Annotated in this window: 18 protein-coding genes and 1 pseudogene; 9 read left to right on the forward strand and 10 right to left on the reverse strand. The window is 64.0% G+C overall.

Going from position 1 to position 17009, the window contains the following annotated elements:
• Nucleotides 1-769 precede the first annotated feature (769 nt).
• Entirely contained in the window at nt 770-1357 is a 588-nt protein-coding gene (locus IU452_RS21580; protein WP_195110936.1) for a hypothetical protein, read from the reverse strand.
• 789 nt (nt 1358-2146) lie between these two features.
• Here IU452_RS21580 and IU452_RS21585 point away from each other — a divergent pair.
• Nucleotides 2147-2620, forward strand: a complete 474-nt coding sequence (locus IU452_RS21585; protein ID WP_195110937.1) for an NUDIX hydrolase — start codon at nt 2147-2149, stop codon at nt 2618-2620.
• 365 nt (nt 2621-2985) lie between these two features.
• Nucleotides 2986-3651 (forward strand): carbohydrate kinase family protein, encoded by a 666-nt coding sequence (locus IU452_RS21590; protein WP_228818508.1) that lies wholly within the window; start codon nt 2986-2988, stop codon nt 3649-3651.
• A 34-nt stretch (nt 3652-3685) separates the two neighbouring features.
• On the opposite strand, the gene IU452_RS38305 is transcribed toward IU452_RS21590, so the two are convergent.
• Nucleotides 3686-3823, reverse strand: a complete 138-nt coding sequence (locus IU452_RS38305; protein WP_228818509.1) for a hypothetical protein — start codon at nt 3821-3823, stop codon at nt 3686-3688.
• Nucleotides 3824-3979: 156 nt separating this feature from the next.
• Nucleotides 3980-4384, reverse strand: a complete 405-nt coding sequence (locus IU452_RS38310) for a hypothetical protein (protein ID WP_228818651.1) — start codon at nt 4382-4384, stop codon at nt 3980-3982.
• A 10-nt stretch (nt 4385-4394) separates the two neighbouring features.
• Between IU452_RS38310 and IU452_RS21600 the strand changes: the two genes are divergently transcribed.
• Entirely contained in the window at nt 4395-4736 is a 342-nt protein-coding gene (locus tag IU452_RS21600; protein ID WP_324192740.1) for an HIT domain-containing protein, read from the forward strand.
• Nucleotides 4737-5280: 544 nt separating this feature from the next.
• Nucleotides 5281-6165 carry a hypothetical protein gene (locus IU452_RS21605; protein WP_195110940.1) on the forward strand — a complete coding sequence of 295 codons (885 nt, stop codon included), beginning with the start codon at nt 5281-5283 and terminating at the stop codon, nt 6163-6165.
• A 617-nt stretch (nt 6166-6782) separates the two neighbouring features.
• On the opposite strand, the gene IU452_RS21610 is transcribed toward IU452_RS21605, so the two are convergent.
• The 3 genes from IU452_RS21610 to IU452_RS21620 are packed head-to-tail and all read right to left on the reverse strand — an operon-like array spanning nt 6783 to nt 9851.
• Nucleotides 6783-7613 (reverse strand): SDR family oxidoreductase, encoded by an 831-nt coding sequence (locus IU452_RS21610; protein WP_195110941.1) that lies wholly within the window; start codon nt 7611-7613, stop codon nt 6783-6785.
• Between the two features lie 25 nt (nt 7614-7638).
• Complete coding sequence (locus tag IU452_RS21615) at nt 7639-8787, reverse strand: SGNH/GDSL hydrolase family protein (protein ID WP_195110942.1); 1149 nt, start codon at nt 8785-8787, stop codon at nt 7639-7641.
• 32 nt (nt 8788-8819) lie between these two features.
• The gene (locus tag IU452_RS21620) at nt 8820-9851 is read right to left on the reverse strand and encodes an amidohydrolase family protein (protein WP_195110943.1); all 1032 of its coding nucleotides are present in this window, start codon (nt 9849-9851) and stop codon (nt 8820-8822) included.
• Nucleotides 9852-9922: 71 nt separating this feature from the next.
• On the opposite strand from IU452_RS21620, the gene IU452_RS21625 reads away from it, so the two are divergent.
• Together IU452_RS21625 and IU452_RS21630 are read left to right on the forward strand one after the other, a co-directional pair.
• Nucleotides 9923-10510, forward strand: a complete 588-nt coding sequence (locus IU452_RS21625) for a TetR/AcrR family transcriptional regulator (protein ID WP_195110944.1) — start codon at nt 9923-9925, stop codon at nt 10508-10510.
• Between the two features lie 32 nt (nt 10511-10542).
• Complete coding sequence (locus IU452_RS21630) at nt 10543-10716, forward strand: hypothetical protein (RefSeq protein WP_195110945.1); 174 nt, start codon at nt 10543-10545, stop codon at nt 10714-10716.
• Between the two features lie 196 nt (nt 10717-10912).
• Here the strand turns inward: IU452_RS21630 and IU452_RS21635 are convergent, their stop codons facing one another.
• The 3 genes from IU452_RS21635 to IU452_RS21645 all read right to left on the reverse strand — a co-directional run bounded on the left by IU452_RS21635 (nt 10913) and on the right by IU452_RS21645 (nt 12828).
• Nucleotides 10913-11323, reverse strand: coding sequence for a hypothetical protein (locus tag IU452_RS21635; RefSeq protein WP_195110946.1), 411 nt, complete (start codon nt 11321-11323; stop codon nt 10913-10915).
• A gap of 44 nt (nt 11324-11367) precedes the next feature.
• On the reverse strand, nt 11368-11583 hold the full coding sequence (locus IU452_RS21640; protein WP_195110947.1) for a cold shock domain-containing protein: 216 nt from the start codon (nt 11581-11583) through the stop codon (nt 11368-11370).
• Nucleotides 11584-11961: 378 nt separating this feature from the next.
• Nucleotides 11962-12828, reverse strand: a complete 867-nt coding sequence (locus tag IU452_RS21645; protein ID WP_195110948.1) for a GAF domain-containing protein — start codon at nt 12826-12828, stop codon at nt 11962-11964.
• Nucleotides 12829-12862: 34 nt separating this feature from the next.
• On the opposite strand from IU452_RS21645, the gene IU452_RS21650 reads away from it, so the two are divergent.
• Nucleotides 12863-13681 carry a glycosyltransferase gene (locus IU452_RS21650; protein WP_195110949.1) on the forward strand — a complete coding sequence of 273 codons (819 nt, stop codon included), beginning with the start codon at nt 12863-12865 and terminating at the stop codon, nt 13679-13681.
• Nucleotides 13682-13897: 216 nt separating this feature from the next.
• Here IU452_RS21650 and IU452_RS21655 read toward each other — a convergent pair whose 3' ends face one another.
• Nucleotides 13898-14839, reverse strand: a complete 942-nt coding sequence (locus tag IU452_RS21655; protein WP_195110950.1) for a LysR family transcriptional regulator — start codon at nt 14837-14839, stop codon at nt 13898-13900.
• 123 nt (nt 14840-14962) lie between these two features.
• On the opposite strand from IU452_RS21655, the gene IU452_RS21660 reads away from it, so the two are divergent.
• Together IU452_RS21660 and IU452_RS21665 are read left to right on the forward strand one after the other, a co-directional pair.
• Entirely contained in the window at nt 14963-16027 is a 1065-nt protein-coding gene (locus IU452_RS21660) for a YncE family protein (protein WP_195110951.1), read from the forward strand.
• A 129-nt stretch (nt 16028-16156) separates the two neighbouring features.
• Nucleotides 16157-16968 (forward strand): annotated as a pseudogene (locus IU452_RS21665) (TIGR03619 family F420-dependent LLM class oxidoreductase); the annotation flags it as partial.
• Nucleotides 16969-17009: the final 41 nt, after the last annotated feature.

Genomic DNA, 17009 nt, shown 5'->3' on the forward strand with positions numbered 1-17009 from the left:
TCGCCCGCACCTCATGAGTGTGACCAGGACGGCGATGGTCAGTCCCACGTATTCGGAGTTGTGGGCCCAATCGGTGGGCCCGAGGCTGTCGGGGAGACCGATGATTGCGTCGTCGGGTATCCAGTACTGGTCGTCGAGGTGACGGCGCATGTTTGCCCGGTGGATCAAGCTCACAACTGCCGAATGCATCCGACTGGCTCACCCCACCGGATGCCCACGGTGCCATCGGGACCGCGGAACGGTTAGCACTGCGGGGTGACCGGAGCGTTGACGAGTTCGGCCTCCGTAACGGTCCCGTCGGCGTGGTAGAACAACCAGATACTGGTGAAGGTGGCGGGTTCAGGCTGGAACGGGGCAAGCGTGCTACCGGGATGTCGAAGGTATAGGGTGTGCGGCGCCGTCCCAGGTCACCGGCTCGGTCCGGTACCGCGCGGTGGACTCGGCGTCGGGTTGGCGCTCCGCCGTGCACTGGATTTCGCCGTCATCGACCGGATCCTGCTCTCCGGGGACTACCCCTTCCACCGTCTCGACGTCGCGACCATCACGGAGTTTCTCGAGACGCTTCCCGACGACGGGTTCGACACAAGATCGCCCACACCAGCGCCGAATCGCTCTATCGCCTCGACCCGTCACCCGAATCCGAGAACGAGACAACATAACTCCCGTAGCCATCCCGGTTACGTGCGCTTTGCTCCCCGTGAATTTTGCAATTCTGTCGATTATAATTTCACTGCCAAGAGGTTGACTCGAGACAAAGCATTGAGTCCGGTCAGTCGGCTTTGTCCAAATCGATCGGAAGCCATGGCTTCAAAGCCATGCCGTACCCGTCGATTTTGTCCTGCCAGAAAGCCATGATGGTGTCCGGGTCTTTGAACTCGGGATCGAGTGTGTATCCGCGCTCCTCGACCATCTCCTCGCGCGTTTCGATGTACTCGTGGAATGTGGTCAGGTCGGGATCATGGACTGCGGCGCACATGGCCTTCCGCACCTCATTGGTGAATTCCTCGTCTCCGAATACACGCTGACGTGCTTCGGACACGGGGTCTTCCAGGCTCTTCGAACTCGCGGGCTTCTTGTAGGTGGGAATAACGTCTTTGAGCAGCTTGTCCAAGTCCTCCAGAACATCATCTTCCATATCGGCTCTCACACACATCGCTTCGCCGATGTAGTAGTACTGGGAGGGGGTGATCTGGGTTCTTGCTTCCGGCACCTTCGGGAAGGAAACCTCCAGCATTTCCATGTACCGTTCGCCTGCGTTCCGCCGCGGTTCCGCTGCCCCGGCCACCACCTCTGAGAGGGCGGCCGAAGACGCGATCGTCAACAAGACGACGGTCAGCCGGAGTGCAATCTTGCCCACTGTCCACGCCCTTTCTGCCGATGAGCCTCGGATCGTCGAGTCGCATGTCATCATTGCGACGCCGAATACCGGCAAGTAGAACTCGCCGAACCGGAAATGTGGCGCAATGACACACGCAGCGTTGCTAGATCTTCGTTGCCGTCGACAGCGTGGATGGCCCCGTATGAGGGGTGACATGTGGCGGAGGCGTTTCTGTGTGGCGTCCGCACCGGCAGGTTCATTCCTGTCTGAGCCCGGCCCCGGCAGCCACGACCTGCACGACAATGTGCAGGCCGTGCGCGCCGTGCCACGGGATCATCGCTCCACGCCGCGCAAGGTGGACGGGTCAGGGCGCGCGAACCCCGGCCCCCCGACCGAAGCAACCTGCAGGACCGCACCAGGACGGCTCAGCGCAACCTCGCCCCACCCATTGTCCACCTCCACCGACCCGTCACCCCAGAGCCAGGGCGGTGCAGCGCGGAGGACGAGAGCAACTCACCCTCCAGTTCAGTCATTGAAGACGTACCGATGAACGACATCGACACGCGGATTCCGCTGTCCTCCATTCATGCCCGCTGGTCGGAACCAGATGCTGCTGCCGTGGCACGGCCAGATCACCGGCCCGGACTCACCCGTAACGATCCGTGGCCTGGCGCTTGCTGCGGTCTACGGTCTCATCGAGACAATCTGCCAGTCCACCACAACTTGTGAACGGCGCGCACGATCGGTGCAGCCGACACCGTCGGGGCAGCAGGAGGCCGGGCCGGACGGTGTGTGTGGACCGGTGCACGGGCCGACTATGATCCGCGAGTGGCTATTCCCGATTTCCTGGCCGAGCTCCGGAGCATGGTCGGGACCCGGTTGCTGTGGCTGCCCGCTGCCACCGCAGTCGTGATCGATGACGAGGGCCGCCTGCTGCTGAACCGCCGCACCGACGATGGGAAATGGTCATTGATCGGAGGCATTCTCGACCCTGGCGAACAACCCGCCCACGGTGTAGTCCGGGAATGCTACGAAGAAGCCGGAATCGTCGTCGAGCCGGACAAACTCGTGATGGTCGACGTCTCACCGCAGATCACCTACCCCTCAGGCGACCTGTGCCAATACCTCGACGTCGTATTCCGATGCCACCCCATCAGCGGACAAGCGCAGGTCCACGACGATGAATCCCTCGCGGTCGAATGGTTCACCCCCTCGAACCTACCGCCGGTCGACGCCTACACCAGCCGCCGCATCGACGGCGCGCTCTACAACAGCAACGAAACCGCCTATTACACAAGGTAACTCACGGTACAGCATCATACGGCGCGGCACTTCCGAGAGCAGGTTTCCGCGATCCTGGGCCGCTTTCCGCTGGCGGGCGCGTGGCCTTCTTCTCCGTCGTCACGGATTGGGTGGGCGAGCCTGTCAACCAGGAGCCCGAGAAATGTGCTGCGCTGCAATGGTTTACGCTCGACCGACTGCCTGAGCACATGATCGACTGCTGCCGCAGCGCGCTGCAAGCTATGGGTGACGGTCACCCTTTCTCGGTCTACGGCTGGTAGTGCATCGTGGCGGCACCCGCTCAACCGATCGTTTGTTTCAGCTATTTGGCGACAGCCCGCCTCTGGCGCGTGGGGGATTTCCCCGCCGCCAACCATGGTGCCGCTGTGACCGATGCCGAACTGTCCATTGCCGCCGATGCCCCGATGGTTGCGGCAGTTCTCGCCGCTCTCAACGTGCCCGCCCTCCTGATCGCCAATCCCCTTGGTGCTGACGACCTCGGTCGGGACATCGAGCGTTGGCTCCAGGACCACCACATCGTTATGGCGGCACCGGTGAAGAGTGCTGCGTCCACGCCGTGGATCACTGTGGTGGCCGATGATCATCACACCCGGACGTGGTTCGCTCATCTGCGAGGCGTGCTGGATTCGCTGACCGAAGTAGATCTATCGCCGATTGCACGAGCCAGCTATGTCTACGTCGATGAGTACCAGCTCGTCGAGGAGGCGTCGGTGCGGGCCATCAGGGCGGCGCGGGTCTCGGGGGTGCCGCTGCTGGTCAACTTGGGTGGATCGGCGTTGTCGAAGGAGGTTCGGTCCGAGGAAGTCTTCGTGCCTGCTTTCGAGGTGGAGGTGCGCCATACCCATTGCGCTGGCGCCGCTTTTTCCGGTGGGCTGTTGTATGGCCTGCGAGCGGGGTCGTTGATGCAGCGCAGTATGGTGCTCGGGTCGGCCAGTGGGGCACTGCGGTGTGCACGACACCACAGTGCCCCACTACCGACACGGTCAGAACTGTGCGCGATGGCGTTCTCGGCGCAGTGCCGGTCCGCGTGACGGCGGCCAAGTCATCTGCGCTTGTGCTGGATTGCTAGAACAGCTTCCACTCGTCCATTTGCCCGATCAGCCAGTCGAAGCGTTCCGGTGTCATCTGCTTCCGTTTCGCTTCCTTGGTTGATTCGTCCTTCCTGCCGTACTGCCACCACGCCTCGTTGGTGTGTCGGTCCATTACCAGGAAGCGGTCCTTCACGGCCGGGCCGCGGATGACGAGTGATGCCGTGTGGGGCTCGGCTACTACGGCATGAATCATGCTGTGGTGCAGTGCGTACGACGTAGCTACCGGTTCCTCTCTAGCCATGAGCGCGGGGAGTTCGGCCGGGTCGATCTATTCGTCCACCTCGGCGTTGCCGAACAGGTAGTGCCGGTAGTGGCCGTGAAGGATCCGGCTGGCGTAGGACCAGCGGTGGTTGTGTGGTCGGTCGAAATAGCCGGGCAGGAAGATGTGCAGGCGGACCCGGAAACCACCTGCGATGTCATCGTGGAGCACAATTTCGTCGAGGATGTCGTAGTGCTCGCTCAACCCGAAAAGCTCCGGCCAGCTCGGTAATGCCAGCAGCCGGGTGCGCACGATGCTGCGGTCGGTGGCCAAGATGGCGAGTACGTCGGAGCAGGCGGTGTGCACCTCGTCGATGTCGTTCCAGTCGATCAGACTCAGGTCTTCGACCAGCGTGGCTCGGCCCGACAGCACCACGACACCCTCGCGCATCTTCTGCCGACTCCAAGACCCCACCGGGGATACCGTGGCCGACCAATACGGCGCCGCGTACGGCCGATGGAACAACTACCCGGCCAGCGCAGGACACCTCGAGATCGTCCCGTTCCGGCATGTCCTGTCCTTCTTCGACCTCACCGACGACGAAGCGCACGACCTGCACCACCTCGCCCGGCGGATGAAGACCTACCTCGACCATCAGCTTCATCCCGATGGCTACACGCTCGGCGTCAACGACGGCACCGCCGCAGGACGCAGCGTTCCCCACCTACATATTCACATCATTCCCCGCTGGCACGGCGACGTCCCCGACCCGCGCGGCGGAATCCGCCGCATCTTCCCCCACTGCGACCCCGGCACCTGGCGCTGAAACCGCACGGCCCGTCCGCCAGTGCAATTGGACAACCTCTAGCAACCTGAGGAACCTACGCGATAGGCGGCATTATCGCGCGTCGTACTGAACCGTGGTCGGGCCGCCAATCTGGCATCCAGGTTGCGGACCCTGACATGCTGCCAAGAGTTTGACGCAAGACCAACCGTATTGTGACATTCGCGATGGGACCGCCGGAGCGCAGCGAATCCTGGGTCGCGCCGCTCGTTGTTTTTCTGGTCAAAGTCGAGGGTAGGACTGGCGTTACCAGGAAAAGCTCTCCCTTCCCCTGGACTCGATATAGCAACATCATGGTTACCGAGCTGTGGATGGCGAATCAGAAATAGACTCGGGGAGGACCGCAGGTCATGGCCGAACAAACCACCCAGTTCCGCACCATCCTCACCCGGACGGAGGCCACGCTATGAGGGTGGCCAGCACATAGAACGTCGGATCCATGGAGGGAATCATGTCTGCGAAGAACCGTATCGATCATTGTGTCTGGCTCGTCGAGCTGGACAATCTGTCGGGTTACGTCAAGCAGATGAGCGAGCTGTTCGAGACCACATTCGAGGAATTTCGCAACGAGTCCGGCGGTGCCCTTGTGATGATTTCGTGGGATGCCGGACTCGAGTTCACGGCACCGATGGGTGACTCGCCCGCCGCGGACGCTCTTCGTGCCATGTTGGCCGAGCGCGGCGAGAGACCGTGCGCGGTCGTGGTCAGAGTTCCGTCGATCGACGCGGCGTCCGAGCGCGCCGCCGCGCTCGGTTGGCCGATCGATGCGCCCCAGTCCGGGTACTGGGGCGCGCTCGGTCGGCAATCGGTCGAGCCGAATCTGTCGTGGACGACCAAGGTAACGAGCATGCGGGAACGGGCCATCGGATCCTTCCTGAACACCACCTTGATGTTCGGGGAAATCGAATACGCCGACGTCGAGCACGCCACGGGGAAGAACCGCATCGATCATTTTGCCTGGCTCGTCGAGCTGGACAATCTGTCGCGTTACGTCAAGCAGATGAGCGAGCTGTTCGAGACCACATTCGAAGAATTTCGCAACGAGCCCGGCGGTAACCTTACGATGATTTCGTGGGATGCCGGGCTCGAGTTCGCGGCACCGTTAGGTGACTCGCCCGCCGCGGACGCTCTTCGTGCCATGTTGGCCGAGCGCGGCGAGGGACCGGTCGGGGCCATTGTCGGAGTTCCGTCGATCGACGCGGCGTCCGAGCGCGCCGCCGAGCTCGGTTGGCCAATCGATGGGCCCCAGCCCGGATACTGGGGCGCGCTCGGTCAGCAATCGGTCGAGCCGAATCTGTCGTGGACGACCAAGGTAACGAGCATGCGGGAACGGGTCATCGGAGACTTCCTGAACACCACCTTGCTGTTCGGGGAAATCGAATACGCCGACGTCGAGGACGCCACGTCGTGATCGTCCTACCGGCAGGCTTCGCTGAACTCGGTCTCTACCAGTACGATCGAAATCTGTTGATCGCGGTGGTTGTTGGTCCCAACCGGGCACGTCGACGAGGAAGCCGCCGCCCCCGCGGCTCGGCGCGGGTGAACCGCTCCCCGATCCTCGCCATCAACGAATCCAGCTCGGCCACAGCACGATCCAACACCACCGGACAGGTCTACCAGCACCGAACTACGCGAGTGCAGTTGCAGTATCAACCCACAGCCCAGGGGGCAGTCACCGAGCAGTCACATAATCGGCATTTGCGTGCGTTGGAACGAGGCGGCAAGCCGGTGCAGCTACCAAGGCGCAACTGGTGAATGATTCGTCAACACCGGCTTGACGATCTATAGACCATCGCAAGACGATAGCTGTGGTCGGCTGCGTGGGACCTACGATTGCCCTGTCTCGTCGTCGTTAGCTTTGGTTATGCGGATGATGTGCAGAATGCGGCCGACTTCTCCGGGATAGCGGCGCGAGACGATGTCGACTGCTTGCCATCCCGTCGCGTTGTTGGCCCGGATGCGCGGCCCACACCGAAAACCGTTAGCGGAGAATGCCGCCGACGGTTCCAGCGACTATTCATGGGTTTCTCACCGATCCGTGGCCCACCGGATGGTAGCGACGGCGCCGCCATCGATGCGCAGGTCGGTGCCGGTGATGAACGATGCTGCGGGACTGGCGAGCCATTCCACCGCGGCGGCGATGTCGTCGGGTGTGCCGAGCCTGGTTGCGACCGCGAGGATCTGGTTCGCATCCGCTGCCGTCCCGTCAGCACCGGGCGCGATCTCCAGCTGTCCCATCGGGGTGGAGACCAGACCCGGGCTGATCGACACCACTCGCGCGCCGCGTTCGGCCCAGGGCGCCGAGGCGGCTTGTACACGCAGCTGAGCACCCCGTTTGGCGAGGGCGTACGCATTTTCAGGGGTGATCTCGGCGACGGTTGCCAACACCTCCGACGACAGCTTCAGCAGGTCGGTCGCGGCGCTGGTCGCCAGTCGGCGTTCGTGCTCGGGGGTCAGGAAGCCGGCCAGGTGTCCGGCGATGCTGGCAATCGCGACCAGCACACGACCCGGCGACGCGTGCCGTTCGAAGGCGTCGAGCATGTGTACGGTACCGAGGAGGTCGACGGCGAGAATGCGCTCGGGGTTGGCCATGGCGGGCGACAGGCCCGCGGTGTGCACAACGGCCTGGATGGTCCCCAATGCCGCTGCGGCATCGGCTAACTCGTGCACCGAACGCTGGTCGGCGACATCCACATGATGGGAATGGACGTCGTGTCCTTCACTGCGCAGCAGGTCGGTGGCGCGGTCCAGGTTGGCTGGGGCGTAGTCGGCCAGTAGCAGGCGGCGGCCGGAGCCGAGTCGGCGGGCGACGGACAGTCCCATGCCGCCGGTACCGGTGACGACAACGATGTCTCGCATTTGCTTTCCTTTCGATTCATGGGGATCAGCCGGGCAGCAGTCCCTGGTCACCGAAGACGCGTGCAGCGAAGCGTTCGCCTATGCGGAGGTGAGTGGCGGCGTCGGGGTGCAGACGATCCGGCAGCGGAAGTTCGGCGGAATCGGTTTCGCCGTGCAGGTCCAGTCCGTTCAGGTAGTGCAGGTTCGGGTCGTCCACCGACCGGTGCGCGACGATGCGGGATAGTTCGTCCCGAATCCGGGTCAAGGTCAGCCGGGTCGGGTCGGAGCCGTCGCCGGTAGCGCGGAATTGCACTGTGCCGTTGACCATTTCGGGAGCCAGGGGGCCAGGGGTGTGTTCGTGGATGGGACACAGGATCGGGGAGACGATGAGCAGCGGCATCTGCGGGTGACCGTCACGGATGGTGTCCAGGAACCCGTGCACCGCCGAGGTGAAGGTGCGCATTCTCAGGGCATCGGTATTCACCAGGTTGATGCCGATGGCGAGGCTGATCAGGTCCGCCGGGGTGTCGCGGATGGTGCGGGCAACGAACTGGTCCAGTAGGGCGTTGCCGCGCAGGCCCAGGTTGATCAGGTCCACATTGCCCGCGAGGGCGGCGGTGGCAGCCCAGGTGCCCGTTGGGTGGTCGGCATTGGAGCCGTGGCTGATCGAACTGCCGTAATGAATCCACGTTCGGTCGCGGCCCGGGGCCGGTTCTATCGGCGCGTCGGTGCGCAGAGCGATGAGTTCGGCGGTTTCGGTGTGCGGAAGCCAGATTTCGACGGTCTTCGCCCTTTCGGGGAGGCCGATGAAGCGGGCGGTGCCGGAGTGGCCCCTCTCGGTGGTCGTGTCCCCGGTGGCGGGATTGATGAGATGCCGCAGGCCGCCACGAATGGTTGCGGAATCGAACAGTTTGCCGTCGACCAGCAGTTCGTATGCGCCTTCCGGCAACTCGGGGCCGTTGGTGTAGGCGATGCGGGTGGTCAGTGCCTCCAGTTCGATGGTGGTGGCATCGGTGCGGAAGGCCAGGCGCACGCCGGTGGGTTGGGCCTCGACCATGGTCAGGAAGCCGTCGTTGAACTGCTGCCTGGCTCGGGCGGGGAGACGGTGGGGCAGGACGCCGTTGGCGGTGCGTTCGAGTTCGATCGCACCATGGACCAGTTGGGCATCGATCGGGGTGGTGATCAAGTCGGTCATCGCGGATTCCTCAGTGGGACGGGAGGGTTCGTTCAGAGCGCCAATTGGTAAGTGCGTCCGGCTGTTTCGGAGAACAGCGCGGACAGTTCCGAGTCCGAGGCTCCGGACGCCAGTCGTTTGAAGGTGTTCCACAGCGTTGCGTATCCGGTCCCCATCTTCTCCACGGGGAAGTTGCTCTCGAACATGCAGCGCTGCGGGCCGAAGGCATCGATGCACACGTCGAACCACGGATGCCACAGGGCAGCAAGCTCTTCGGAGCTGGGCGGGACGGGTGCTCGCGGATAGTCGAACGCGGCTGCGCAGCCCATGATGCCGCCGAGTTTGCAGACGACATTGGGACGCTCGGCCAGCGCGCGAATTCCGTTCTCCCAATGTGAGAAATGTTCGGCGCGGTCGCTCGTGTAAGGGCCGAATCCGAGCGGTCCCCCGCAGTGGTCTAGCACCATCCTGGCCTCGGGGGCCGTGTCGGCGAGCTCGGCCGCATCACCCAACTGCGGGAACAGCAGCCACAGGTCGAGGGCGAGGTCGAACGCAGCGACCGTGTGGACACCCTGGCGGATGGCCGGGTCGGCGAGCATATGCGGTCGCGCGGTGGGTGGGCCGAGGCGGATCTGTGGGTTCGGATCCCAGCTCGCATTCAGACGCACACCCCGAAAGCGGCCTTGACCTGCGGTGATGTGCTGCTCGAGCACATCACCGACGGCTGCGCCCAGCCCGAGGTCGGCAGATCCGATGATGCCGGCGGCCACTCGGGTGGAAGCGTCGCCGGACGCGGCCAGGGCGGCGATGTGTTCAGTTTCGCCGACCGGGCGCAGTTCGGGCGGGCCGTCAGTGCGATAGGCCGAATGGCATTCGGCGTAGACGGTGGCCACCACGCAGTGACCGCCCCGGGTATCGGTGGCGAATTCTGCAGGGAGATAACGGAATCCGGGCGCGTCCCAGAGGTGGTGATGCGCATCGACGATGGGCAGTCCAGGAAGCAGGATCTCCTCCGCCGGCCGCCGGGCGAGCCAGGGCTCGTCGGGCGGGAAGATCCGACCGAACTCGGTGGGGTGCGAACTCATGAGACACCACAGTAATTTACCTAGAGACACTAGGCAATAGATTAGGTTAACTAAGCGGTAGGTTAGCTTTCATGGCACGTACGCGAGTGACCACCAAGGCCCTAGTCGAAGCGGCGGCGGAGATGGCCGATGAGATCGGATTCGACAACGTCACCGTCCTGGCGCTGGCCCGGCGCTTCGGTGTGAAGGACGCGAGCCTGTACTCCCACGTCAAGAACGTGCGTGAGCTGCGGGAACGAGTGGCCGCCCTGGCCTTGACCGAACTTGCGGACCAGGCCGCCGACGCCCTGGCCGGGCGCGCGGGCAAGGATGCGCTGGTCGCCTTCGCCAGCACCTACCGCGATTATGCGAAGAAACACCCGGGCCGCTATGCCGCCGGGCAGCTGGATATCGACGCAGACTCCCCGGCCGCCGACCCGGCCCGGCGAAACGCGGAACTGACTCGAGCTCTCCTGCGCGGCTACGACCTGCCCGAACCCGATCAGACCGATGCAGTCCGATTCGTGAACGGGACCCTTCACGGCTACGTGAGCCTCGAGAAAACGGGCGCTTTCCGACACACCCAGCGCGACATAGAACTCTCCTGGTCGAAAGCGCTCGATGCCTTGGACACCGTCCTCGAGAACTGGCCGGCCACAGCGGCAGAGCTCACACCATGACGGGTCACTGCGCCACCATGAAAGGCATACACATGCTCGCCAACACCGCCGACGACCTCGACGCTCCCCGAGGAATTGCACCCGACCCCGAAATCGACACCAACACAACCACCATCGAGGACTGCTCCGCCCAGATCAAAGCGTTCCTCGACCGAGGCCCAGCGCAGCGAGTATTCGACCAGCTCCGCGCACACGCGAAACTCTGACTTGCGTCAACAATCCGGCAGAAGACAGACCTAACGCTTTGCCACTTACCTGACGCATTCCTGCTCACGCCACACAACCTGCGTCACCTCGATTGGCGCCGGACAACAGCATCCCCTACTTGTAGGGGATGCTGTCACACAGCTCCAGCGACCCGCAGTACAGCGTGGAATCTCTCGCTGTCCAAGGCGCGGTCAGTCAGCTCGAGTGCAGCGTGAACTCAACCGTGTACTCGACATTGCACGGCGCGGTGGTGTACCCGTTGGCTGCAGTGACGTCGCAGCGCGCGATGAGCTTATAGGTTCGATCCAGGTCCAAGCCAGTGACTTTGGAATGCCACCAGTAGTCCGCAGGTATTCCCGGATGGAAGTCGTGGTATTCGGACTTGCCTTGCACGTTCGCTCCGCATGACATCGGGCCTTGCACGATGGCCTGGACGCTCGGCGACAGTCGCAACGACCAGAACAACCGGTTATCACCCGAAGGGTTGACGCTGGCATAGAGCGCGTCACCGGTGAAGGTGCCATGCTTGCCCTCGTACACATAACGGGTGTCGTTCGGATGGAAGTCGTAAACCCCTGGCACAGCGGCCGCCTGTGGTGCCGACACGAGCAGCGCCGCAACAACAGCTGCGAAAGTAGTGAAAATGGTGGTTAGGTGACGTGCCTTCGCACGGATATCGCGCGAGATTCGTATCCCCCCTGTGGAGTGTTTTCAACCTCAACGTCGACCAGGTCGCCCTCCCGCAGGGTGAGAACATCGTCCTGCGCCACGCTGGACAGATGAAACCACACGGGCGAACCGTTCGGTCGAGTAAGCACGCCGGTGCCGTTCTGGATATTCCAGCGGTACACGGTGGCTTGTTCCATGAGCCGCTCCCCTCCCTCGCATCAATGCTTACAAGATGATCGTCGCACGGTCCAGCGTCGAATGCACGCGCAAAACGCCGAATCGTCACGCAGCCACTCACATTCAGCCCGTCTGGCTGGGGTCGACGTCAACGTTCGGAAGGATTCACGTGAACGCCATTGAGAAGCGCCCAGCAGGCTGTCTGTGGCGGCATAGGATACGAGCTGGCAGTTGACCGGCCAATGGAGTGAGAAGCCTGCGCGGCGCGAATTGGCCGAAGGTGGCGCACTGACCCTCGATTACCCGAACGGGGATCGGCGTGTACCGAGCCGAACTATGTCGCTGTCGACCGGGCGGATACCGTTTTGCCCGGATGTGCTGGCTGTCGGTGAAGAAGATCAGGCCCGTCCTTGGGCTAATTGCGGTGGGAGAGGCTTCGACACCGTTGGCAGGTGTCTGTCACCGACGCTGGGATGGGCAGGACAGGGGTGACATCGATGAGCGCTTGGGGCCGCTTGCCGTCGCTGATTCGAGTCCATCGACCGTGGAGCAGGATCCAATCGTCTGCGGCGTCGAAGCGTATCCGCCGCTCGAGTGGTGGCGGTCAGGCGCTTCCCGGCGAGGAGATCGAGAATGGTGTTGACGATGTTGAGGTGGTCGTCGGGGTGGATTAGAGGTTTGTGGTGGCGCCAGCCCGCGATGCCGTCGTGGTGGTTGGCGAGCCATTCGTGGATTACCCCCGCCTGGAGGTCGACGAGGGCGAGGGCACGGCCTGACCGTATCGGCATGTGCCGCACGGCGATTGAGCATAGGCCCGGGATGGCCGGTGTCTGAGTGCCGGTGATGTCACAGACGATCGCCCGGACGGTGCGGGCGTTGCCGGTGCCGCACGCACGGGCGGCAATGTAGAGCTGGTGATGGGTGCCGTCGGCGAAAATCCTTGTGGCGGTACCGATCCAGTGGCTGGCCGGGTGGTCGAGATTGAACAGGGCAAGAAATTCGGCGCGGTTGTCCCAGTTGTCGAAGCACGCCAGCAATTCCGGCAGCGTGTTCTCGGCACTGAAGTCGTTGTGGGATGTCCGCACGAGGAATTGTGCTGCCGGTGAGACAGTGACTGTCGTGGCGAAGTCCCATTCGATAGCGCCGACGAGCTGGGGAGAGGGTGGCTGGTCGTCGGGGGCTCCGGCCCACGCAGTGACGGCGTGCACGTGTCCGGAGGGGCCGAGCACCGGGATGGCGATTGTGCGCGTGATACGGCCAGTCAATTTCGCTGTCTACCGGGAGTTGGGAATTCCCTCGGTGGCCACCGTGCACGGATCCGTCGACGGCGAGCACGCCGAGTATTACCGGGCTCTCGGCGACAGCGCGCACCTGGTGGCGATCAGCGCCCGCCAGCGCGAGTTGGCCCCCGACCTCAACTGGACCGCGACGGTGCGCAATGCCATCGACCCCGACGAGTGGCCGTTCGAATCCCGAAAACAGTCCTGGGCAATGTTTCTCGGCCGTTACGCATATTTCAAGGGCGCGCATACCGCTCTCGATGCCGCGCACGAGGCAGGGCTGCGGCTCGTGCTCGCGGCGAAGTGCAACGAACCGCTCGAACGGCATTACTTCGACAATCATGTGCGCCCCCGGCTCACCCGCCGGGATTTCGTCTTCGGGGAAGCCGACGCCGTCGCCAAGCGACTGCTGCTGTCCCAGGCCCGCTGTCTGCTGTTCCCGATCGAATGGGAGGAACCGTTCGAGATTGCGATGATCGAGGCCATGGCCTGCGGCACCGGTGGTGGCACTGCGCGGCGGTGCGGTTGCCGAAATCATCGAGGACGGAGTTACGGGATTCATCTGCGACCGGCCCGACCAACTCCCCGCCGCCCTGCGCGCCGTGGACACACTGGACCCACGCCGATGTCGCCGCCGGGTGGAGGACCTGTACTGCACCAACCGATTAGGAGCCGGATACGAGGCGGCATATCGACAAATCCTCACCGAACACCCCGACACTTCGACTGTCCCGGACCGACGACACGGTCGACACCCGCACACGGCCGGACGAGCCGCCCGGATCGAAACAGCGCGGTGACGCGTCCCGGATCTACCATCGCGTGTCCGATGGCGTGAGCCAGTGGTGCAGTGCCCACCACCAGTGGGTGGTGTGTGTGACCGTGCTGTCGGTGGGGTGGGCTATGTCGTGGCCGGTGATCTGGCGTAGGCGCCGGAGCCGGTAGTCATCTCCACTCCTCGTATTCGTCTGCCGCTGCTCCTCCTTGCACTCGTCACCACTACACCGCTCAGCAATCGTCGCAGCCTAGGGCGGTGACAGCTAACCTTTCGCTATTAAGTTGTCGATGGCAGACAATTGCCCGCCCTGAGCGGCTTCGTCTGCTTCGTTCCGGCGCTGTCGAATATCGAGGAGACGTAGTGCCGGAACCAGCGGTGGGCGGGGTCGTGGTCGCTGCGGGGGTGCCATGCCATGCCGACGGCGACCGGAGGAAGATCCAGCGGAATATCGAAGGTCCGCAAACCCAGGCCGGCGGAGCTGGCGGTCAGCCAGTCCGCGGCGGTCAGGGCGATCAGATCCGTGGATCGCGCCAACAGCATCGCGCTGGTGTGGCTGGGAACCACGACGGCTACCCGCCGGTGCAACCCGCGTTCGGCCAGCGCCTCGTCGATGGGTCCGTGCTGCCTACCGCGTCGGGAGATCCCGATATGCCCGAAGGCCGCGTACCGGGCCGCATCGATGGGTTCGTCGAAGATCGGATTGCCTTCGCGGGCAACGCCGATGACGGGCATCTCGAGGAGGGGTCGGTGGAGGGTCTCGGGGTCCAGATGTGACAGCACCCCCACCTCGAGATCGACCTCGCCGCGCCGCAACGCGGCCGTATCCTCCAGCGACTCCGGTCGGAAAACAACGGTGGTGTCCGGAGCGTCACGCCGCAGCCCGGCGAGGAGCGGCACCGCCAGACCGGTCACGAACAGCTCGGACGCCTGCACGGCGAAGGTGCGCCGCAACCCTCGCGGATCGAACTCGGCGCCAGGGGCCAGCAGCTGATCGGCTTGCCGCAGCAGCGCACTCAAGGTGTCGCGGATTTCCAGGGCGCGTTGCGTGGGCACCAGGCGCTGTCCGGCACGCACCAGCAGCGGGTCGCCGCTCAGCCGGCGCAGCTTGGCCAGGGTGCGGCTGACCGCGGGCGCGGAAGTCCCCAACCGCTCGGCGGCCACGGTGACGCTGTTCTCCTGCAGCAGCACATTGAGAACCCGCAGCAGGTTCAAGTCCACAGTCGAAGCCCGATCTTTATCCACTACGTCAAGTATTACTGATCAATCCTTGCATTGTGGTGCAACACGTCCTTGGTAGAGGCTCGAAGCACAAACAGCTTCCGACTCAGGCAAGGAACTTTCATGATCGACAACACTGCCCGCGCCGGTCGTGACGGCGATGTGCTGGCCGTCGTCAGCCAGAGCGGCCCGACCGTCACGTTCTTCGACGCCGCCACCGACGCACCTCTCGGCGTGCTCAACGTGCTCGCCGAGCCCCACGAACTGTGCTTCGACCCCACCCAGCGGCTGCTCTGGTGCACCAGCGCCTATTACGGCGGCTACTACCACGCCAACACCGGCCGCCGCACTCAGTTGACCGTCATCGACCCCGACGCGCGCCGCATCGTCGACGTTGTCGACCTCGCTCCCGAACACGGTCCGCACGGGCTGGCGCTCGACCCCGTCCGAGGCCGGATGTACGTGAGCGTCGAGGGATCCGACGATCGGCCCGGCGGTGTCGTCGTCATCGACACCGAAACCCGAAAGCCCTTGGGCCGCATCGATACCGGAGCCCCAGGCCCGCACTGGTTCGTCATCGACCCCGCCGGTCGGCGCGGCTACGCCACCAATAAGGAGGCACCGTTCGTGTCCTTCGTCGACCTGGAGACCGGCACCACAACCACGACCGTGGAAGTTCCCGGCAGCGAGGGCCTCGCGGTTTCCGCCGACGGCCGTGAACTCTATGTCGCCGCACCGTATGTCGGCCTGAAACCCGGTGTGGCCGATCACCGGCCACAGCCCGGAATTCGAGTGATCGACACCGAGGCCGAAAGCATCGCCGCTGTCTGGCCCACCGAACGCAACGTCTTGCCGGTGCACCTGACCAGCACCGGAACCTTGCTCGCCGGGCAACTGCGGATGGTGGCCGACGGGTCCTCGGGACTCGGACGCCAGCAGCCCGGCACGTTGACCGCCTTCTCCACGACCACTCGTGAGCAAATCGCCGAGGTGCAGCTCACCGGTGCGTTCCCGCTGACGATCACCGCCTCACCGGACGGGCGACTCGGCTACGTCGCGGCGGTGTCCTCATCGACGGTCGACATCATCGATCTACACACCTGGCAACTGCTCGGCTCGCTGAACATCGCCAAGCGCGGCGAACCCGGCGCCCACGGATTGGCCTACATCCCTCGCCCGACGAACTGAGCCCCGGCCGCCGGATGCCGGCGTCGACGGTGACATGGCAGCCCGGGAATCTCGTGATGTCGAGTCCGGTTCTCCACTTGGACAGCTGTCGCACCAGCAGTCGGCTACAGCAGCGCCCATTTCGGCGCCGATCCGGACCGCATCATCGCCTATGCGCGCCGTGCGGAGGCGTGCGGATTCGAGGGGCTGTATCTGCCCGAGCATCTGGTCCTGTATCCGGGCGTGAAGCTCCACAACTTCGAGGTCCCACCGTCGCTGCCGTTTCTCGACCCGCTCGACACCCTCGCCTATGTCGCCGCGGCCACCGAGCGGTTGCTGCTGGGCACGGGCGTGCTGCTGTTGCCGTATCGGCATCCGGTGTGCTCGCCAAGCAGTTGGCGACCATCGACGTGTTGTCGAAGGGCCGGATGCGGTTGCTGACGGTGGGGTTGGGCACCGTGCCGGAAGAGGCTGCGGCGACAGGCGTCGATTTCCGCACACGTGGACGACGTGCCGACGAAACGATCGACGTGCTGCGCCTGCTGTGGGCGGGGGGTGAGGAGGGCGTGAGCTTCCGGGGCGAATTCTTCTCCTTCGACAACCTCGTACAGTTTCCGAAGCCGTACCAGGCCTCGTCGCTACCCATCCACGTCGGTGGTTCCAGTCGGGCGGCTGCACGCCGAGCCGGCCTGCGTGGTGACGGGTATTTCGCGGGAGGTGCGCTGGTCCCTCAGGAACGCGCGGAGCAGTGGGAACTGGCGCGTTCGGCGGCAAAGGAGTCCGGGCGAGATCCCGACGCTCTCGAATACACCCGCTGGAGCGGAATCGACATGACCGACGAGCGGCTCGAAGCCTTTGCCGCGCAAGGGGTCACCCGTGTGGTGGTCAGTCCCACGGCCTCGGATCCGAGTGAACAACACGAGGAGTTGTCACGATTCGCTGAACGCTTCATCCGCGGATAGCCCTCCCACCGAGAAGACGACAATGACATCGTCTGTGCCGA

Source organism: Nocardia transvalensis (genome assembly GCF_015477765.1).
In the GTDB taxonomy this organism is placed as follows: Bacteria; Actinomycetota; Actinomycetes; order Mycobacteriales; family Mycobacteriaceae; genus Nocardia; species Nocardia transvalensis_A.

Bases quoted from the DNA above. Each gene is read 5' to 3' on its own strand.
- IU452_RS21640 (WP_195110947.1), bottom strand. From the start codon at position 11,583: ATGGAACAAGCCACCGTGTACCGCTGGAATATCCAGAACGGCACCGGC.
- IU452_RS38305 (WP_228818509.1), bottom strand. From the start codon at position 3,823: ATGGACCGACACACCAACGAGGCGTGGTGGCAGTACGGCAGGAAGGAC.
- IU452_RS21615 (WP_195110942.1), bottom strand. From the start codon at position 8,787: ATGACCGACTTGATCACCACCCCGATCGATGCCCAACTGGTCCATGGT.
- IU452_RS21630 (WP_195110945.1), top strand. From the start codon at position 10,543: ATGCTCGCCAACACCGCCGACGACCTCGACGCTCCCCGAGGAATTGCA.
- IU452_RS21610 (WP_195110941.1), bottom strand. From the start codon at position 7,613: ATGCGAGACATCGTTGTCGTCACCGGTACCGGCGGCATGGGACTGTCC.
- IU452_RS21605 (WP_195110940.1), top strand. From the start codon at position 5,281: ATGAGCGAGCTGTTCGAGACCACATTCGAGGAATTTCGCAACGAGTCC.
- IU452_RS21620 (WP_195110943.1), bottom strand. From the start codon at position 9,851: ATGAGTTCGCACCCCACCGAGTTCGGTCGGATCTTCCCGCCCGACGAG.
- IU452_RS21660 (WP_195110951.1), top strand. From the start codon at position 14,963: ATGATCGACAACACTGCCCGCGCCGGTCGTGACGGCGATGTGCTGGCC.
- IU452_RS21625 (WP_195110944.1), top strand. From the start codon at position 9,923: ATGGCACGTACGCGAGTGACCACCAAGGCCCTAGTCGAAGCGGCGGCG.